This is a genomic window from Salegentibacter agarivorans (assembly GCF_900113135.1).
Taxonomy (GTDB): domain Bacteria; phylum Bacteroidota; class Bacteroidia; order Flavobacteriales; family Flavobacteriaceae; genus Salegentibacter; species Salegentibacter agarivorans.
This window is the reverse complement of sequence record NZ_FOOH01000001.1, coordinates 73,576-91,774: the sequence shown is the minus strand read 5'-3', so window position 1 is coordinate 91,774 and position 18,199 is coordinate 73,576. Positions and strand designations below refer to the sequence as shown.

The window sequence follows — 18,199 nt, the reverse complement described above, 5'->3', positions numbered from 1 at the left end:
GTGATAGTAATGCTTAAGAAGACTCCCGCTTTCGCGGGAGTTACAAATTCCAATTAAACAGATTCCCGTTTTTACGGGAATGACAAAATTAGATATGAAAGAACTACTAAACAGGTTAATTAATCACGAAACCATCTCCAAAGATGAAGCGAAGCAGGCGCTTTTCAGTATTTCTAATGGAGAATATAACGAAAGTCAGATCGCTGCATTTCTCACGGTTTATATGATGCGAAGCATTACTATAGAAGAACTGGAGGGATTTCGGGATGCGCTTTTAGAACTTTGTGTAGCCATAGATTTAAGTGACTATAACCCGATAGATCTGTGCGGAACCGGTGGTGATGGGAAAAATACATTTAATATTTCTACCACTTCCTCTTTTGTAACGGCAGGAGCGGGAGTAAATGTGGCAAAACACGGAAACTACGGAGTTTCTTCGGTAAGTGGTAGTTCTAATGTTATGGAAAGCCTGGGAATTAAATTTAGTAATGATGCCGGATTTCTTGAAAAATGTATCGCCGAAGCCGGGATATGTGTGTTACACGCTCCCCTATTCCACCCAGCGATGAAAAACGTGGCGCCAATCAGGAAGTCGCTTGCGGTAAAGACTTTTTTCAATATGCTTGGGCCAATGGTAAATCCTGCTTTTCCGCAAAATCAGCTTGTAGGAGTTTTTAACCTGGAACTAGCCAGAATGTATGGTTACCTATATCAAAACACCGATAAGAATTTCACTATTTTGCATGCTTTAGATGGTTATGATGAAATTTCCCTTACCGGAAATACCAAAACAATTTCCAATAATTCTGAAGGAATGCTGAGTCCGGAAGATTTTGGGGTAGAAACCTTAAATCAGGAAGAAATTGCCGGTGGCGGTTCCATTGAAAGTTCTGCAGAAATTTTCGTGAATATATTAAAAGGAAAAGGTACCCAGGCCCAAAATAACGTGGTTTGCGCTAACGCCGGAATGGCAATCGCAACTGCTAAACAAATTAGTGTTAAAGAAGGTTTTGAAACCGCCCGGGAATCTATAAATTCAGGGAAAGCTTTAAAAGTATTGGAGAAGTTACAGGAATTGAGCAATTAAAATACTTCGGAGCAAGCTCACGAAGCATTATTATTGAAAAATATAATTTGATTTCGACGTAAGCCTTAGAGCATTCAATCTCGATTATCGAGTAAAGAAGTTAGCATTAAAAAGAGGTAGAAAGTCTTACGACCGTCAAGCTGAACTTGTTTCAGCTTCTAACATGTTTTGATTATTAATCAACTTAGATCCTGAAACGAGTTCAGGATGACGTATTAAAAAACTTTATAGAACAAAGATTATAAAAATGAACATTCTAGATAGAATAATTGCCGACAAACATAAAGAACTGGTCTTAAAAAAACTGGTAGTTCCCGTGTCACAATTGGAACAATCGGCGCTTTTTGAGCGCGAAACAATTTCTCTGGCAGAAAAATTAAGAACCAGTAAAACCGGGATTATTGCTGAACATAAAAGACGTTCCCCTTCAAAATCGGTAATTAATCAGGATCTGAATGTTGAAGATGTAGCTAAAGGCTATGAAGATGCAGGAATTTCCGGAATGTCTGTATTAACCGATGGCAAATATTTTGGCGGATCTTTAGACGATTTGCTTTATGCCCGTGCGGCGGTTAAAATGCCTTTATTGCGAAAGGAATTTATTATTGATGAATATCAACTTTTGGAAGCCAGAGCTCACGGTGCCGATGTGATTTTACTTATCGCTGCGGTGCTGGAACGGGAAGAAATTAAAAGACTTTCAGAATTTGCAAAAAGTATAGGTCTGGAAGTATTGCTGGAAGTGCATAACGAAGAAGAATTGCAAAAGTCTATTATGCCTAGTTTAGATATGTTGGGTGTAAATAATAGGAATTTAAAGACTTTTGAAGTATCTACCGATATTAGCAAAAAGCTTTCAGAAAAGATCCCCGATGATTTTGTAAAAGTTTCTGAAAGCGGAATTAGCTCAGTTGACGCAATCAAAGATTTGCAGGAATTTGCTTACAAAGGATTTTTGATCGGTGAGAATTTTATGAAAACTGATGATCCGGGAAAAGCTGCGGCTGAGTTTGTGAGAGAATTGAGCAAATAATAAAATAGTTGGGCTATCCTAAAGTCTGGTTTTCGTCAAGCTGAACTTGTTTCAGACTTTATCCCGAATTTACTTCGGGATTCTAACAAATTTGGATTATCAATAACTTAGATCCTGAAATAAATTCAGGATGACGTTTAATAGACTTTCAGTAATTCCGAAGCTAAGGTGGAGAATAAAAGAACGCTAAAAATGAAAAACATAAAACTCAAAATATGTGGGATGAAGCATCCCGAAAACATCAGCGAAGTTGCAAAACTTCAGCCTGATTATATGGGGTTTATTTTTTACGAAAAAACTCCCAGGTATTTCGAGGCTAAGATGCCTAAAATTCCTTCAGCAGTTAAAAAAACCGGCATTTTTGTTGATGAAGAGATCAATATTATCCTTGAGAGAATTAAAGAGCATGATCTAAATGCTATTCAGTTACACGGTGAGGAAAGCGCTGCTTTTTGCGCTGAACTAAAAACGCTTTTGATCGAAACTGAAGTGGAATTTATAAAGGTGTTTTCTATTAAAGACGATTTCGATTTTGAGCGTTTAAAGGAATATGAAACTGTTGTAGATTATTTCCTTTTTGATACTAAAGGGAAAAATAAAGGCGGAAACGGAATTACTTTTAATTGGGAGGTTTTAAAAGATTATCCTTCAACAAAACCTTTTTTTTTAAGTGGAGGAATTGGACCGGAAGAAGTTGAAGCAATTCAAGAGCTTAAAGCCTATTTTGTAGAAAATGGTAAAGAAAATTTGCTGTACGCCATAGATGTAAATAGTAAATTTGAAGAGAAAGCTGGTTTTAAGAATGTTGAAAAATTAAAAGAATTTAAAAAGCGGTTTTAATAATAACTACGTCATTGCAATCCCGATGGGGAGAAGCAATCTATTGTTTAAAATTATAAAGATTGCCACGGGCGCTGCCCTCGCAATAACTAGATAGAAATTAGTGCATTCGAAGCACTCAAATAAAAAAAATAAAAATGAGCTATCAGGCTAACGAAAAAGGATATTACGGCGATTTTGGCGGAGCTTTTATTCCCGAAATGCTCTATCCCAATGTAGAGGAGTTGCGTTCGCAATACCTGGATATTATGAAAGAGGAATCTTTTCAGAAAGAGTTTAAAGATTTGTTGCACGATTATGTAGGGCGCCCAACACCGCTTTATTATGCAGAGCGTTTCAGTAAGAAATACGGCACAAAAATTTATCTGAAACGGGAAGATCTATGCCATACCGGTGCGCATAAGGTCAATAACACCGTAGGACAAATTTTAATGGCAAAACGCCTTGGAAAAGACCGCATAATCGCTGAAACCGGTGCTGGCCAGCACGGTGTAGCTACGGCTACCGTTTGTGCGCTTATGGGCATTGAATGTATTGTCTATATGGGCGAAATTGATATTGAACGACAAGCGCCAAACGTGGCCAGAATGAAGATGCTTGGAGCCAAAGTAGTTCCGGCAAAATCGGGAAGTCGAACCTTAAAAGATGCCACGAACGAGGCGATTCGAGACTGGATCAACAACCCGCTGGATACTCATTACATCATTGGTTCCGTGGTTGGGCCTCATCCCTACCCCGATATGGTAGCGAGATTTCAGGCGGTGATTTCTGAGGAAATTAAAGTTCAGCTGAAAGAAAAAGAAAATCGGGAAAATCCTGATTATGTAGTGGCCTGTGTAGGTGGAGGAAGTAATGCAGCCGGAATTTACTATCATTATTTAGACAATCCGGAAGTTGGGATTATTGCGGTGGAAGCTGCCGGAAAAGGTATACAAAGCGGTGAAAGTGCTGCAACCTCAGCTTTAGGAAAAGAAGGTATTATTCACGGCAGTAAAACGCTGCTGATGCAAACCGATGACGGACAAATTACTGAGCCGTATTCTATTTCTGCCGGCCTCGATTATCCGGGTGTGGGACCAATGCACGCCAATTTGTTTAGAAGTGGCCGTGGAGAGTTTATTTCCATAACCGATAAAGCGGCTATGAATGCCGGCCAGGAACTGGCAAAACTGGAAGGGATTATTCCTGCTATTGAGACTTCTCACGCCCTGGCGATTTTTGAAAACCGAAAATTTAAAGAAGATGATGTAGTAGTAATCAATCTTTCGGGTCGTGGCGATAAAGATTTGAGTACCTATATTGATTATTTCGATTTGTAAAAAGATTGCCACGGGCGCTGCCCTCGCAATGACATAATAGGGATGAGTGTATTCGTGGCAAGAAAATAAGACAACAACTTAGATTCTGAAATGAATTCAGAATGACGTATACAGTAATATAGATTGCTACGAGTGCTAAAAATTTAGGAATAAAAAATATTAGTGTATTCGTGGCGAAAAAATTGAAAACAAATTAGATTCTGAAATATCCCGAAGTTTCGGGACAGAATGACGATTTATAAGAATATTGAAAATGAACAGAATAAATAAAAAACTTCAGGAAGAGCAAAAGATGCTTTCTATCTATTTTACCGCCGGTTATCCTGAACTCGAAGATACAGTTTCCATTATTCAGGATTTAGAAAAGAACGGGGTGGATTTTATTGAAATCGGTTTGCCTTTTAGCGATCCCCTGGCCGATGGCCCAACTATTCAGGAGAGTTCTACCAAGGCGCTGAAAAGCGGAATGACTACCAATAGACTCTTTGAACAGCTTAAAGGAATTATGGACTCTGTTGAAATTCCACTGGTTATTATGGGATATTTTAATCCAATTCTTCAGTATGGTGTAGAGAAATTCTGCAAAAAATGCGCTGAAACCGGAATTGACGGACTTATAATTCCGGATCTACCCGTTGATGTGTATAATGAAGAATACAAGTCGATTTTTGAAGAAAACGGGCTTCAGAATATTTTCCTGATCACGCCGCAAACTTCTGAAGAGCGTATTCGGTTTATTGATTCTGTTTCTAACGGATTTATCTATATGGTAAGTACTGCGAGTGTTACGGGTTCTACTTCCGGATTTAGTGAGGAAACCAGAGATTATTTTAAAAGAATTTCAGCAATGAAACTTCAAAATCCGCAAATTGTAGGCTTTGGAATTAGCGACGAAGAGACCTTCAACCAGGCTACGGAATATGCAAAAGGCGCTATTATTGGTTCGGCATTTATCAAACATCTTAATGCTAATGGGAAAAATAATATAGGCGATTTTGTGAAAAACATCAGACCGGTTTAACCAAATTCTAACATGGTCTTGGCAGGTTTTAAGATTCTGAATTATTATCTTAGTAAGTGAATCAAAAAAACAACAATTATGGGCGGTCCAATTGAAGATAATAAAAGAAAAAGAGAGAAAGGTCAGGAAAATCCAACCAACCCAACGGGGAAAACTGATAAACAGACCAATAAGGTTGATATTGATGAAAAAACCATAAAAGACCAACAGAATAAAAAGTAATTTATGGGACGTGGAGACAAAAAAACGAAACGCGGAAAAATTGCGATCGGTACTCATGGAAAATTAAGACCTAAACGTAAAAAATTTAAGGTAAAACCAACCACCATGGCCGAACAGGAAAAGAAAGAATTACAGTAGTTGTAAGTTGACTACGTCTGAAAACCCTGAATTTGAAAGTTTATACTTTTAGATTCAGGGTTTTTGTTTATACTAAGATTATTTTTTTAAACGAAATTTATAAGTTCTTCTCTCTAAATCATTTCAAAGTCTCACTCAATCTTTCATTCAGGGTAAAAGTAGGTAGAATTTCAATTTAGATCCTGAAACGAGTTCAGGATGACGTATCATTCGTCACCCCGAATTTATTTTGGAGCTTGACGTGTGGCTTGCTCGCGATGATGGTAATGAAACTGCCCCACGAATTCCGAATATTTTGGATCGTCATTGCGAGGAGACGCAGTCGCCATGGCAATCTCTTCTTGATAAAATAGTTTTTTTGAATCCTCACTCAAAATAAAAGATCGCCGCGCTTCTTGCCTTCGCTCGCGATGACGAATATTAAATACTTTAAAACCACTCTCTGTACTGCATCACTCTAAAATCTATCGTATTAAAATCTTCATTCTTTTGTTTCAGTTGTTTATAAAGCTCCATACTACCAATAGCTCGATTGGCCGAACCCGATGGTGCCGTTAAAGAAACCGTTCTTATAAGTCGGCCCTTTAGCACAAACTGGTGAATCCTGGGCACCTCGTTAGAAATCACTTTTAACCTAATATCACTTTCAACTTCCTTTAGATGTCTTCTAAAAAAATACTCAGGACCATTTTTGGAATTTCCACCGGTAAAGAGCAGGGTTTCTATTTTTGGGTGTTTTTCTAAAATTCCCACCATATTTCTAAGTTCCACCTTTTGCATCCCGAGATCGGAAGCATCTACCTTTTCTCTCCTACTGCTTTCTACCATATCGCAGATACCAATTCCTCTTTTTTCAAGAAATTCTTTGCGTTGCTTTATAGCTGCCTTCGTAGTTTCAAATTTTAGATCGAGATCAAAAATATTATCCAAAACAATCCATAAAAGTCCGTCCCGACTGCCGTAACAGAAGTTCACGTCTCCTTCCTTAAATTCCCCTTTCGTAAATCTTGGGGGCGGTAATGTGCCTACAATTAGTTTTGTAGCGTTTTCCGGAATAAAAGGTTTATAAGGATGTGTGTGGTGAAACATTCTGCTTCGTTTTTTACGTTGGTTTCTTGTTATTTTTTAATCTTCCGTGACAAAAGCTGGGTTTGGTTGTATCTGCCCTTCATTTCTTTTGCTCGTCCAAAAGAAACGAAGCAAAGAAAAAGACGCCTTTTGCAAGGAATTTTTTGGCAAAAATGCCAAAAACCGTAGCCAAAACCTCGCGAAAATCCGATAAAAAATCGGACTTTCTGAATCTCGAGGTTTTGGCTACATATTCTGCGAAAAAGGATTTTAATTGAATATAAATTCAACCTATTCTTTCAGCTTAATAACCAAATCATCGGCAAAGACCATGGTACCTTCTTTGTGTATTATTTCGTCTATTTCGCCTTCTTTATTCGCCGTGATGGTGGTTTCCATTTTCATGGCTTCAATCACAAATAAAGGTTCGTTCTTTTTGACTTTCTGTCCTTTTTCGACTAAAATTGAGGAAATTGAACCCTGAATTGGAGCGCCTACTTCTTTATCATTAGACTTATCGATCTTTTGGTGAACCACTTTTTCAACCTTAACCGATTTATCCTGAATTTTCACCGTTCTGGTCTGGCCGTTTACCTTAAAAAACGCATCTACGAGTCCATCTTCATCTGCAGTTCCCACCGATAAGAATTCGATAAGCAAGGTTTTTCCTTTATCCATTTCTACGGTAATCTCTTCACCTGGTTGCATTCCGTAGAAAAAATTTGGCGTCGGAATATTCATTACTTCTCCAAATTTTCGGTAATGATTAAAATATTCGGTAAATACTTTTGGATATAATTTATACGAAAGGAAATCGGTCATTTCCAGTTTTCGACCCATTCCTTCCTTGAAAATATCGCAGAATTCCTTAAATTCTTTTTCAAAATCTATAGGTTCTAAATGTGCATTCGGTCTATCGGTATAAGGTTTTTGATCTTTTAGAATGATCTTTTGCACCTCAGCAGGAAAACCGCCGTGAGGTTGCCCTAAATCACCTTTAAAGAAATTTACCACCGACTGCGGGAAAGAAAGGTTTTCACCCTTCTCCATCACATCTTCTATACTCAAATTATTACTCACCAGGTACTGCGCCATATCGCCCACAACCTTACTACTTGGCGTAACTTTAATAATATCGCCAAAAAGCTTATTCACCTTAGAATACATCGCGGTGATTTCGTGAAACCTTGAAGCCAGGCCTAAAGATTCGGCTTGAGGTTTAAGATTAGAATATTGTCCGCCGGGAATTTCGTGTTTATAAACATCGGCAGTACCAGCTTTAAGTCCGCTTTCAAATGGGAAATAATACTTTCTTACCGCTTCCCAATAATGCGAATATTCATTGAGTTTTTCCATATTGAAATCAGCTTTACGCTCGCCAGATTTCGTCATTTCCACCAGGGAATTAAAATTAGGCTGCGAGGTAAGCCCCGAAAGTCCACCCAGCGCAACGTCTACCACATCTACCCCGGCCTCTATGGCCTTCAGATAAGTAGCCGCCTGTATAGACGAAGTATCGTGGGTATGCAAATGCACCGGAATATTGATCTCAGCTTTTAATGCGGAAACCAGTTCGCCGGCAGCGTAAGGTTTTAATAGTCCGGCCATATCTTTTATCGCTAAAATATGTGCCCCGGCATTTTCAATGTCTCTTGCCAGCTGAAGATAATACTCCAAATTATACTTACTGTTTTTGTTAAGTATATCGCCGGTATAACAGATTGAAGCTTCCGCAAGGCCTGAAGTGTTTTTGCGTACATATTCAATACAGGGCGCGATAGATTTCATCCAATTCAGGGAATCAAAAATCCTAAAAATATCTACCCCATTTTCCCAGGCTTCAGCTACAAATTTTTCGATTAAATTATCGGGATAAGCGGTATAGCCAACACCGTTTGAACCTCGCATTAGCATTTGCAGCAAGATATTCGGCATCGCCTTTCGCAGTAATTGCAAACGTTCCCACGGATTTTCTTTTAAAAATCTAAGACAAACATCAAAAGTAGCGCCTCCCCAAACTTCCATACTAAATGTTTCGGGATGATTTTTAGCAAAACCTTCAGCCACTTTTAGCATATCTGTACTTCGCATCCTGGTGGCCAGTAAGCTTTGATGGGCATCTCTAAAAGTTGTATCGGTAAAATGAATTTTCTTTTCATTCTTTAACCATTCGGCAAACTTATCGGGGCCTAACTCGGTAAGCAAATCTTTGGTTCCTTTTGGATACGCCACGTTGTGATCAAAAGCAGGAACATCGGCTTTTATTAGTTTTGGTGTTTCTATTATTTCCTTTACATCGGGATTTCCATTCACCACTACATCACCTAGAAATTCAACCATCCTGGTAGCGCGGTTTCGGGTTTCTTTCAGTTTAAATAGATCGGGGTTATTGGCGATAAAATTTACCGTTACGCTTCCCTCTCTAAATTTTTCATGCTGAAGAATATTATCTAAAAACGGAATATTGGTCTTTACGCCCCTAATTCTAAATTCAGCTAAAGCCCGACGCATTTTACGGCAGGCACCGTCTAAAGTTCTACCGCTGGCAGAAACTTTTACCAGCATAGAATCAAAAAAAGGCGAAATAGTCACGCCCTGATACAAACTCCCGGCATCCAGCCTAATTCCAAATCCAGAGGCACTTCTATAGGTGGTAATGGTACCATAATCGGGTTGAAAATCGTTGGCGGGATCTTCGGTAGTAATTCTGCATTGCAGGGCAAATCCGTTTGTGCTAAGCGATTCCTGATCTTTAATTTTTATCTGCTCGTCACTTAGTTTATATCCACCGGCAATAAACAACTGCGCTTTAACCAGGTCTATACCGGTAACGACTTCGGTAACGGTATGTTCTACCTGAATTCGTGGATTCACCTCGATAAAGTAAATACTGCCATCGTGATCGACCAGGAATTCTACTGTACCAATATTATTATAATTCACCGCTTTACAAATATTCACGGCATACTCATAAAGTTTCTCCTTGGTAGTTTGGTCAAGGTTATAGGAAGGTGCGAATTCAATCACCTTTTGGTAACGGCGTTGCACAGAGCAATCACGCTCAAAAAGGTGCACCATATTCCCGTGGTTGTCTCCCACGATCTGGATCTCAATATGCTTCGGATTTTCAATAAATTTTTCAATAAAAACAGTATCATCTCCAAAGGCATTCAGTGCCTCGCGTTTAGATTCTGAAAAAGCTTTTCTCAATTCAGCTTCTTCCCTAAGCACTCGCATTCCGCGGCCTCCACCACCGCTGGCGGCTTTCAGCATAATGGGATAGCCGATACGGTTGGCTTCTTCAATAGCAATATCCAGACTTTCCAGATCTTTTTCGTTGCTCTGAATCACCGGCACATTGTTTTTTACCGCTACTGTTTTGGCGGTGACTTTATCGCCCAGGCTTTTTAATACCGAAACCTCTGGCCCAATAAAAATAATATTGTTGTCTTTACAGGCTTGAGCAAAATCGGCGTTTTCTGAGAGAAATCCGTAACCGGGATGAATAGCATCAGCCCCCACCTCTTTGGCGGTATTGATTATCGCATCTATATCCAGGTAAGGTTTTAAGGGCTCTTTATCGGGGCCTATTTGGTAAGATTCATCGGCCTTATAGCGGTGCAGGGAGTAGCGATCTTCAAAGGTAAAGATACCTACCGTTCTTATTCCTATTTCAGTGCAGGCTCTAAAAATTCGAATCGCGATTTCCCCACGATTGGCTACTAATACTTTTTGAATCATCATGTTTTTGGCTGAGTTAATTAGCAATAGTTAGTTATTGCCGTAAACTATTAAAACATTCAGAAGTATGGGATATTTTTATGCTAAATTTTATATAAAAGTTTTTTCGGTTTTCGGTTGTGGGTTCCCGGTTGGCAGTTGTGAGTTTTGAGTTTTCGGTTATCGGTTGTGAGTTCTTGGTTCTTGTATGTTTGTTGTTGAGGGTTTATTATTTTGGGTTGCGCATCATTGCGAGAATGCAGTAGCGGGAAGTGGCAATCTATTCTGTGTCTTGAATTAGTAGTTGGTAATGTTGATTTCAGAATTTAACCCCTACTCTCTTTTTTCTAGCTTTTTTCTCTTATCCTTTACTCTTAACTTTTCTCTCTTACCTTTTCACTTTTAACTATTCACTCTTCACTCTTAACTTTTAACTTTTAACTAAAAAAGATCGCCGCGCTCAATCTTCGCTTGCGATGACGTTTAATATTAAAATTTAGAAAAACCTCACCGGATTAGGAACCCTGTGAGGTTTTCCTGAGTTTTTAAAAAATATAATTCAGTTGAACACCTCCAAAATAGTTTCTGGGATTCCCGGGATAATAATAACGTGGAGCGGCACCCCCAAAGCCAACGGCATTGGTTAATACACTCGCGGCATAATGCTCATCCAGGGCGTTATTTACACCGCCGTATAAATTTAAATTTAGTTCCTGAAAAATATTGAAAGTATAACCAGCTTTTAAGTTTACTAAACTGTATTCATCTGTGTAACCTGAATTGGCATCATCCAGAGGAATTTCTCCTACGTTTCTAAAATTTCCAAAAAATTCAAAACCTGATTCGCTCTGAACATCGACTCCAAGGTTTATTGTATATTTTGGTACACCGGGCAGTTCATTTCCGGAGAAATCTTCATCATTATTTACAAATTCATCAAATTCGAAAAAGTTTATGGCTCCGTTTACATAAGGTTTAATTGAAATACCAGGACCAACTAAAAAACGGTAGTTAGTAAGAAACTCAATTCCGTTATGATTGGTTTTTCCTGCGTTTATACCCACATATTGATCTTCTGCCACGCGTTGCGCAACCAGCAAATTCTCTATCTGAATGGAGTACACAGAAATTTCTGTATATAATTTATTTTGAAGCCAATTTCCTTTAAATCCGGCTTCATAATTGATTCCGGTTTCGGGTTCCAGACTGGTGTTTATCTGCCCTTCAGGAGTTAAGGTTTCAGCAACGGTGGGTGTTGAGAATCCGTGGCTTATGGACGCGTAGATATTCTTTCCGGCGCCAACTTCATAACTTGTTCCAAGTCTTGGCGAAAAAACAGGATCAAAACCGTAATCCCCGGTTTGGTCTACTTCGTCTTGCGTATAAAGATCGGTTAAACTATAATTTGTGGTGTTTAAATTAAAACCTGCTTCTAGGTTCCATTTATCAGTAATTTCAAAATTAATTTGAGCGAAAAAGTTAGCATAATTTCTGTCCTGTTCATTGTTGCTTTCACGCTCACCTAAAACACTTCCTTCGCCGGGAAAATCTTCGTATAAATTAGCAAAAGTTCCGGTTTCATACCACTCATTATAATATTCGGCACCAAAACTAATTTCTGAAGGAAATTCAAAAACCTGGGTATTTAAATTGAACTTAGTTCGAACCCCCGCCGAAACACGCTCTTCCTTTAAAATGTCAAATGGTCGCGGCTCGTAGGCATTTCTAAAACTCAGAAATATACTTGTGGTATTCTTTAAATTATCAAAAAGTGAATGTGTATAAGAACCTCCCAGCATGCCACGATCATAAGATTCATATCCCTGCGATTGGCCCCAGGTAAATGCCGCGGGTCCCGGATTGTTTAAAAAATCTTCTTCATTAATAGAACTCGGAATAAAAGCTTTTAAGCGGGTGAAATTTGCGAGATAAGATAAACTTCCATTTTCGTTGGTTTTAAGACTTCCGTTTACTAAAGCCGACTTCCGATCGTAATTTCCATTGTCGCGGTAGCCATCGCTGGTTAAATTACTAAAAGTTGCAAATAAACCAGAATTAGCGGTTGTATTTGAAGCCTGATAAACCTGTTTGCGGGTATTAAAACTTCCATACTGCGTTTTTAATCCTAAGCGGGCTTCTTCTTTTCCTAACTGTTTGGAGTATAGATTTATGGAACCGCCCAATCCAGCGCCGTAAATACTGGAAGTAGGACCTTTTATCACTTCTATTCGATCTAAACTTTCCTGGTCAAAATCGTCTAAGGTGAGCTCTCCTTCTGCAGTTGTTAACGGTATACCATCAAAATACGCCTGAATTCTATTGGTACTGTATTGCGAACGCGCACCAATACCACGAATATTGATCTTATTGGTATTTAAAGCTCCCTGATTTACAAACATTCCGGGGACATTATTAAAAGTTTCCAGAACGTTGGTAGCATCGGTTCTATTAAAATCTGTTTGTGTTACAAGATTCACCGAAGCCGGAACTTCTCTAAGTGATTTCGGAATTACGGTACTACGCACCACAACTTCTGAAAGCGTTTCGGAAGTCGGACTCAAATATATTTCCTGCGGAGTGCTTGAGGTAAGTTCAACTTCTAGGGTTTCAAAACCAAGGGCGGAAATCTGAAAATCCCCAGGTAATTCCCCTGAAGTAAAGCTGAAATTCCCATCTTCATCTGTAACAGCAACCAGCGATGAAGCCTTGTAAATTGAAACATCTTCTATAGGTTCGTTATTATTCGCATTCAGTATTTTAAATTGATTTTCCTGAGAAAACAGGTTTCCTATCCAAAGTAGGCACAAAAGTGCCAGTAATTTTTTTTCCAATATTTTATATTTTATTCAGCTGAAACTTTCCAGATTACATTTGCATCGTCATCATTTACCAAAAGAGCTCCGTCTGGAGTAACTGTAACTCCTACAGGTCTCCCGTGGACTTTACTTTCTGCTTCATCAGCTATAAATCCGGTAAGAAAATCTTCGGGCTGGCCTGGTTTTCCATTTTCATCAAAAGGCACAAAAATAATTTTGTAACCGGAGAAAACGGCCCGGTTCCAGGAACCATGCTGCCCTACAAAAGCACCGTTTTTATATTTTTCAGGGAATTTATCTTTGGTGTAAAATGCCAATCCTAAAGATGCGGTATGTGGTCCCACGGGTACATCTGGTACAATAGTTTTTTTCACCAACTCCATATGTGGATCATCGGCCCAGCGAGGATCCTGAATTTGCCCAAAATAAGAATAAGGCCAGCCATACCAGCCGCCTTCTTTTACGCTAGTAATATAATCTGGCACTAGATTATTTCCAATTTTGTCTCGTTCATTTACGGCAGCCCAAAGTTCCCCAGTTACCGGGTTCCAGTCCATTCCAACAGGATTTCTTAATCCTGAAGCATAAATTTTCTCCCCACTTCCGTCGGTATTAATTTCCAGAATTGCGGCACGTCTTTCTTCTTTATCCATTCCGTATTCACCCACGTTACTGGCAGAACCTACGGACACATAAATTTTACTTCCATCTTCATTAGCGAGTAAATTACGCGTCCAGTGATTATTATACCCACCTGCAGGAAGACTAAGAATTTTCTCTCCTTCAGCTTCAATTTTCATATCCCCTTCAGTATATGGATATCGGTAAAGTCCGTCGGTATTGGCAACGTAGAAATAATTATCTAAAACTAACATTCCGTAAGGTTGATTTAAGTCATCCAAAAATACATCCTGATAATCTGGATTACCATCACTATCTTTATCACGAATTAAGATAATCCTGTCGGCGCTGTTTTTTGTATTAGATTCAACAACAAAAATATCACCGTTAGGTGCGATATAAGTTCTACGCGGATGCTTTAAGTTTTCTGCAAACATCGTCACTTTAAATCCCGCGGGCGCCTGTGGTTTTTTATCTCCCCAGCCAATAACTTCACTCTCTTTAGTAACAGATTCTGAAGAAAAAGGTGGCACTAACCTAAGTTCGCCAATTGCAGTTTCTACTACGTCTGCAGGTTGTTGCGACAGTTCTTTTTTCTTCTCTTCACTAAGGTCTGTATTTACCTGAGCCTGGGCCGGAATGGCTAAGCAGCAGGAAAGAGAAAGGCCTATAATTGTAGTAAGCTTTTTCATAATTTCAGCATTTTAGTTTAAAATTAGCTTTTAATATTTCGGCTGAAAAGTTTTTAAAGCAGATTAGGTTTACTTTAACAAACGCCAATTAGTCCAAGTTTTTTGGTGGCTAGGCACGTTTTAGTTAAGTTTATACTTTCAATTGCAAAGGATACTATGAAAAAAATTCTCGTTTTGAGTGTGGGGCTACTTTCGCTGATTTCCTGCGATTTAGAAAAATATCAATTAGTTACCGATTATGATCTTGAAACCCGTTTTGAAAAAAGTGGTGGTAAAGAAACCGGTACGTATGACGAAATTATTGATTTTTACACCCTACTTGCTGAAAGCTCTGGCAAAATAAGCCTGGAAGAATTCGGAAAAACTGACAGTGGCGAACCGCTTCATCTTGCCATTTACAGCCCAAATGAAGATTTTGATTTTGAAGAATTAAGAGAAGAAAATAGTATAATTCTAATAAATAATGGAATTCACCCGGGGGAAAGTGATGGGATAGATGCAACGATGATGCTCTTTAGGGATCTGGCGGGAGATTCTATTAAAACTCCAACAAATACCGTTTTAGCAACAATTCCTGTTTATAATATAGGTGGCGCTTTAAACCGAAATTCTACCAGCCGAACCAATCAAAATGGTCCTGCTGAATACGGTTTTAGAGGAAATGCGAGAAACTACGACCTAAACCGGGATTTTATAAAAGCCGATACCCGAAACACCCGAAGCTTTTACGAGATTTTTCACCACGTAAAACCCGATATCTTTATTGACAATCATGTAAGTAATGGCGCCGATTATCAATACACCCTCACCCATCTTTTTACTCAACATAATAAACTTGGCGGCGAGCTTGGTGCTTATTTAGATGAACAAATTATGCCTGCGTTAGAGGATTCATTAGCTAAAAAAGACTGGGATATTACGCCTTATGTGAATGTTTTTAATGAAGTACCTGAAGAAGGATTCTCGCAGTTCAACGATCATGCTCGTTATTCTACAGGTTATACCACGCTTTGGAACACCATTGGAATGATGGTAGAAACACATATGCTAAAACCTTATCCAAAACGTGTAAGAGGAACATATGAGCTGATTCGCAGTATGATTGGCATTGCTGAAAATGACAGGGAACGCATGAAAGATATTCGCAACCGGGCCTCCAGGAAATATCTCACAGATCGCTGGTATCCTATAAATTTTAAACCTGATACGGAAAATCCCAGCCGGCGCAGTTTTAAAGGTTACGAAGGTGAAATGATTGCCAGTGAAGTTACCGGTGGCGAACGTTTAAAGTATGACAGCAAAAAACCTTTTACCAAAGAAATAGACTACTATAATAATTTTATTGCTGAAGACACTATTGAAATTCCCCGGGCTTATATTGTTCCGCAAGGATGGTGGCAACTCACCGATCTTTTAAAGCTGAACAAAATTAAACTGGAACCACTACAAAGCGATACCACTTTATATGTTGAAACTTATAAAATAGAAGATTTTAAAACCAGAGATCAGGCTTATGAAGGCCATTATATGCATAGTGAAACCAAAGTTTCTAAAAAGATGGATTCAGTAAGGTTTAGAAAAGGAGATTTTGTGGTTAAAACCTTTCAGGAAGGTGCGCGCTATTTAATTGAAACTTTAGAGCCAGAAGCGCCGGATTCTTTCTTTAACTGGAATTTCTTTGATACCGTTCTGCAGCAAAAAGAAGGGTTTTCACCTTATGTTTTTGAAGATATCGCTAAAAAAATGCTTGATAAAAATCCCGACTTAAAAGAACGTTTTGAAGAAAAGAAACGTAATGACGCAGAATTTTCAAACAACTCTTACTACCAATTAGACTGGTTGCATAAACAATCTAAACATTATGAAACGGCGCATTTACGCTACCCTATCTTCAGAATGCCTCGTTAAATATTTTTCAGAAAAAAGAAGTTTAATATTTGCATAAGATTTTTGAAGGGCCTTTTGGCTTTTCTTCAAATCTTTCCATTTTGCTTTTTCAATTCCTTCTTTGGTTTCGGGCCTCAATTCTCCATCATAAGAAGTACGCATCTCGTACCAATGGGTAACTTTAAGCCTGTAACGTCCTTTTCGTTTAAATATATGGTAAGTTTTCTGTAGAAATTTAGTCACTTTTAAACCTTCAACCCCCGTTTCTTCTTCCACTTCTCTTATCGCAGAAGCTTCTATAGTTTCGTTTTTTTCAGTCTTACCTTTTGGAAGATCCCAACGTTTTTTTCGGTAGATAAAAAGAATTTCATCTTTATCGTTTAAAACCATTCCGCCGGCGGCGGTAACCACGCGTAACTTTTTAAACAAATGCTTTAATAGTTTTTCTTCTTTTTCGTGGTAAAGATTCACATAAAGCAGTTCACCTTTAGTAATCTTTTTAATTATCCGCTTAATTCTAACCTTCTTAATTGGCAGTGATACATAGTTTTCACCTAAATCTTTCTTTGTTGAGAGAATTAAGGGAATATCATTTACAAAAACTTTATACATTTGCAGTATGATTTTAAATAAAGAAACAGCCAGAACAACTGCTGAACTGTTATTGCAAATTAAAGCAATAAAATTAGATGCACAAGAACCATTTACATGGGCCAGCGGTTGGAAATCGCCAATATACTGCGATAACCGAATAGTTCTCTCCTATCCGCCAATTAGAAATCACATAAGGGAACAGTTTGCACGCCAAATTGAAGAGCTTTATGGAAAACCTGATGTTATTGCAGCGGTAGCAACAGGCGCCATTGGTATTGGGATGTTGGTAGCCGAGATTTTAAGTCTTCCGTTTATCTATGTTCGCCCAGAAGCTAAAAGCCACGGACGAAAAAACCAGATTGAAGGAAATCTCTCTGAGGGCCAAACCGTGGTGGTAATTGAAGACTTAATTAGTACCGGAAACAGTAGTTTAAACGCGGTAAAAGCTCTAAAAGAAGCCAAAGCTAATGTAAAAGGTATGCTTGCCATTTTTACTTACGGTTTTAAAACTGCCGATGAAAATTTTGAAAAAGAAGGAATAGAATTACATACGCTTAGCGATTATGATTTTTTATTGGAAACTGCACAACGCACCAATTATATTAATGCAACTGAAGCCGGTATTTTAAGAGAATGGCGTCAGGATCCCGCAAACTGGAAAAATAAATAATGGATATAGAAAGCCCAAAAGTTACTGCAGATAAAAGTCAGCAGGAAATGTTCAATTTTTTGACCAAGGTTGAGAATTATGAACAATTAATGCCTGAGAGCAAGGAAGTATTTGAAGTTAGAGATGAGAAAACTTTTGTTTTTGGCCTTAAAGGAATGCCGGTTATAAAATTAGAAATCCAGGAAACCATAGAGCCAGAATTGGTTGTATTAGGTTCTACATCAGATAAATTTGATTTTAAATTAAAAGCGCATATCGAAGCTTTAAACGAAAATCAAAGTGAAGTGAAGATGGAATTTAATGGTGAATTTAATGCGATGATGGCGATGATGGTGAAAAAACCATTAACCAAATTCATAAATACTTTAGCTGAAAATATTGGGAAGCTATAAATTTTAAAAGGCTGTTTGAATGTTTTTTTATTCGACTTAGAACCTGAAACAAGTTCAGGTTGACGGAAATAAAGCCTTC

15 protein-coding genes are annotated in these 18,199 nt (G+C 38.4%); 10 read left to right on the top strand and 5 right to left on the bottom strand.

What is annotated here, in order from left to right; translation table 11 throughout:
- Positions 1-94: 94 nt before the first annotated feature.
- The 7 genes from trpD (at position 95) to BM084_RS00425 (ending at position 5,660) form a co-directional block, all read left to right on the top strand.
- A complete protein-coding gene (gene trpD, locus BM084_RS00450; RefSeq protein WP_075327940.1) occupies positions 95-1,087 on the top strand; it encodes an anthranilate phosphoribosyltransferase in 993 nt (330 codons plus the stop codon).
- A 247-nt stretch (positions 1,088-1,334) separates the two neighbouring features.
- Positions 1,335-2,120, top strand: a complete 786-nt coding sequence (gene trpC, locus BM084_RS00445; RefSeq protein WP_093301987.1) for an indole-3-glycerol phosphate synthase TrpC — start codon at positions 1,335-1,337, stop codon at positions 2,118-2,120.
- A gap of 192 nt (positions 2,121-2,312) precedes the next feature.
- Positions 2,313-2,960: a phosphoribosylanthranilate isomerase gene (locus BM084_RS00440; RefSeq protein WP_245764315.1), complete on the top strand. Its 648-nt coding sequence runs from the start codon at positions 2,313-2,315 to the stop codon at positions 2,958-2,960.
- 137 nt (positions 2,961-3,097) lie between these two features.
- Positions 3,098-4,279: a tryptophan synthase subunit beta gene (gene trpB / locus BM084_RS00435; protein ID WP_075326243.1), complete on the top strand. Its 1,182-nt coding sequence runs from the start codon at positions 3,098-3,100 to the stop codon at positions 4,277-4,279.
- A 253-nt stretch (positions 4,280-4,532) separates the two neighbouring features.
- Entirely contained in the window at positions 4,533-5,300 is a 768-nt protein-coding gene (trpA, locus tag BM084_RS00430; protein WP_093301984.1) for a tryptophan synthase subunit alpha, read from the top strand.
- Positions 5,301-5,378: 78 nt separating this feature from the next.
- Positions 5,379-5,522: a hypothetical protein gene (locus BM084_RS19055; RefSeq protein ID WP_177195633.1), complete on the top strand. Its 144-nt coding sequence runs from the start codon at positions 5,379-5,381 to the stop codon at positions 5,520-5,522.
- Between the two features lie 3 nt (positions 5,523-5,525).
- Positions 5,526-5,660 (top strand): 30S ribosomal protein THX, encoded by a 135-nt coding sequence (locus BM084_RS00425; RefSeq protein WP_070054019.1) that lies wholly within the window; start codon positions 5,526-5,528, stop codon positions 5,658-5,660.
- 429 nt (positions 5,661-6,089) lie between these two features.
- Here the strand turns inward: BM084_RS00425 and BM084_RS00420 are convergent, their stop codons facing one another.
- From BM084_RS00420 to BM084_RS00400, 4 genes are all read right to left on the bottom strand, one after another.
- On the bottom strand, positions 6,090-6,749 hold the full coding sequence (locus BM084_RS00420; protein WP_093301981.1) for a uracil-DNA glycosylase family protein: 660 nt from the start codon (positions 6,747-6,749) through the stop codon (positions 6,090-6,092).
- A 270-nt stretch (positions 6,750-7,019) separates the two neighbouring features.
- A complete protein-coding gene (locus BM084_RS00410) occupies positions 7,020-10,472 on the bottom strand; it encodes a pyruvate carboxylase (RefSeq protein ID WP_093301978.1) in 3,453 nt (1,150 codons plus the stop codon).
- Between the two features lie 521 nt (positions 10,473-10,993).
- On the bottom strand, positions 10,994-13,279 hold the full coding sequence (locus BM084_RS00405) for a TonB-dependent receptor (protein WP_093301976.1): 2,286 nt from the start codon (positions 13,277-13,279) through the stop codon (positions 10,994-10,996).
- A gap of 11 nt (positions 13,280-13,290) precedes the next feature.
- A complete protein-coding gene (locus tag BM084_RS00400) occupies positions 13,291-14,577 on the bottom strand; it encodes a PQQ-dependent sugar dehydrogenase (RefSeq protein ID WP_075326237.1) in 1,287 nt (428 codons plus the stop codon).
- Positions 14,578-14,733: 156 nt separating this feature from the next.
- Here BM084_RS00400 and BM084_RS00395 point away from each other — a divergent pair, with 156 nt between their 5' ends.
- Entirely contained in the window at positions 14,734-16,485 is a 1,752-nt protein-coding gene (locus tag BM084_RS00395) for a M14 family metallopeptidase (protein WP_093301973.1), read from the top strand.
- Here the strand turns inward: BM084_RS00395 and BM084_RS00390 are convergent.
- Positions 16,453-17,076, bottom strand: coding sequence for an NUDIX hydrolase (locus tag BM084_RS00390; RefSeq protein ID WP_075326235.1), 624 nt, complete (start codon positions 17,074-17,076; stop codon positions 16,453-16,455). The genes BM084_RS00395 and BM084_RS00390 overlap by 33 nt on opposite strands.
- Positions 17,077-17,083: 7 nt before the next feature.
- Here BM084_RS00390 and pyrE point away from each other — a divergent pair, with 7 nt between their 5' ends.
- Both pyrE and BM084_RS00380 read left to right on the top strand, forming a co-directional pair.
- A complete protein-coding gene (gene pyrE / locus BM084_RS00385; RefSeq protein ID WP_075326234.1) occupies positions 17,084-17,728 on the top strand; it encodes an orotate phosphoribosyltransferase in 645 nt (214 codons plus the stop codon).
- On the top strand, positions 17,728-18,120 hold the full coding sequence (locus BM084_RS00380; protein WP_075326233.1) for an SRPBCC family protein: 393 nt from the start codon (positions 17,728-17,730) through the stop codon (positions 18,118-18,120). Before pyrE ends, BM084_RS00380 begins: the two co-directional genes overlap by 1 nt.
- The last annotated feature ends 79 nt before the right edge of the window (positions 18,121-18,199 follow it).

What these genes read in the sequence shown, in the direction of transcription:
- trpB (WP_075326243.1), top strand. Translation starts at nt 3,098, where the DNA reads ATGAGCTATCAGGCTAACGAAAAAGGATATTACGGCGATTTTGGCGGA.
- BM084_RS00425 (WP_070054019.1), top strand. Translation starts at nt 5,526, where the DNA reads ATGGGACGTGGAGACAAAAAAACGAAACGCGGAAAAATTGCGATCGGT.
- BM084_RS00440 (WP_245764315.1), top strand. Translation starts at nt 2,313, where the DNA reads ATGAAAAACATAAAACTCAAAATATGTGGGATGAAGCATCCCGAAAAC.
- BM084_RS00400 (WP_075326237.1), bottom strand. Translation starts at nt 14,577, where the DNA reads ATGAAAAAGCTTACTACAATTATAGGCCTTTCTCTTTCCTGCTGCTTA.
- pyrE (WP_075326234.1), top strand. Translation starts at nt 17,084, where the DNA reads ATGATTTTAAATAAAGAAACAGCCAGAACAACTGCTGAACTGTTATTG.
- BM084_RS00410 (WP_093301978.1), bottom strand. Translation starts at nt 10,472, where the DNA reads ATGATGATTCAAAAAGTATTAGTAGCCAATCGTGGGGAAATCGCGATT.
- BM084_RS00380 (WP_075326233.1), top strand. Translation starts at nt 17,728, where the DNA reads ATGGATATAGAAAGCCCAAAAGTTACTGCAGATAAAAGTCAGCAGGAA.
- trpA (WP_093301984.1), top strand. Translation starts at nt 4,533, where the DNA reads ATGAACAGAATAAATAAAAAACTTCAGGAAGAGCAAAAGATGCTTTCT.
- trpD (WP_075327940.1), top strand. Translation starts at nt 95, where the DNA reads ATGAAAGAACTACTAAACAGGTTAATTAATCACGAAACCATCTCCAAA.
- BM084_RS00390 (WP_075326235.1), bottom strand. Translation starts at nt 17,076, where the DNA reads ATGTATAAAGTTTTTGTAAATGATATTCCCTTAATTCTCTCAACAAAG.
- trpC (WP_093301987.1), top strand. Translation starts at nt 1,335, where the DNA reads ATGAACATTCTAGATAGAATAATTGCCGACAAACATAAAGAACTGGTC.
- BM084_RS19055 (WP_177195633.1), top strand. Translation starts at nt 5,379, where the DNA reads ATGGGCGGTCCAATTGAAGATAATAAAAGAAAAAGAGAGAAAGGTCAG.
- BM084_RS00420 (WP_093301981.1), bottom strand. Translation starts at nt 6,749, where the DNA reads ATGTTTCACCACACACATCCTTATAAACCTTTTATTCCGGAAAACGCT.
- BM084_RS00395 (WP_093301973.1), top strand. Translation starts at nt 14,734, where the DNA reads ATGAAAAAAATTCTCGTTTTGAGTGTGGGGCTACTTTCGCTGATTTCC.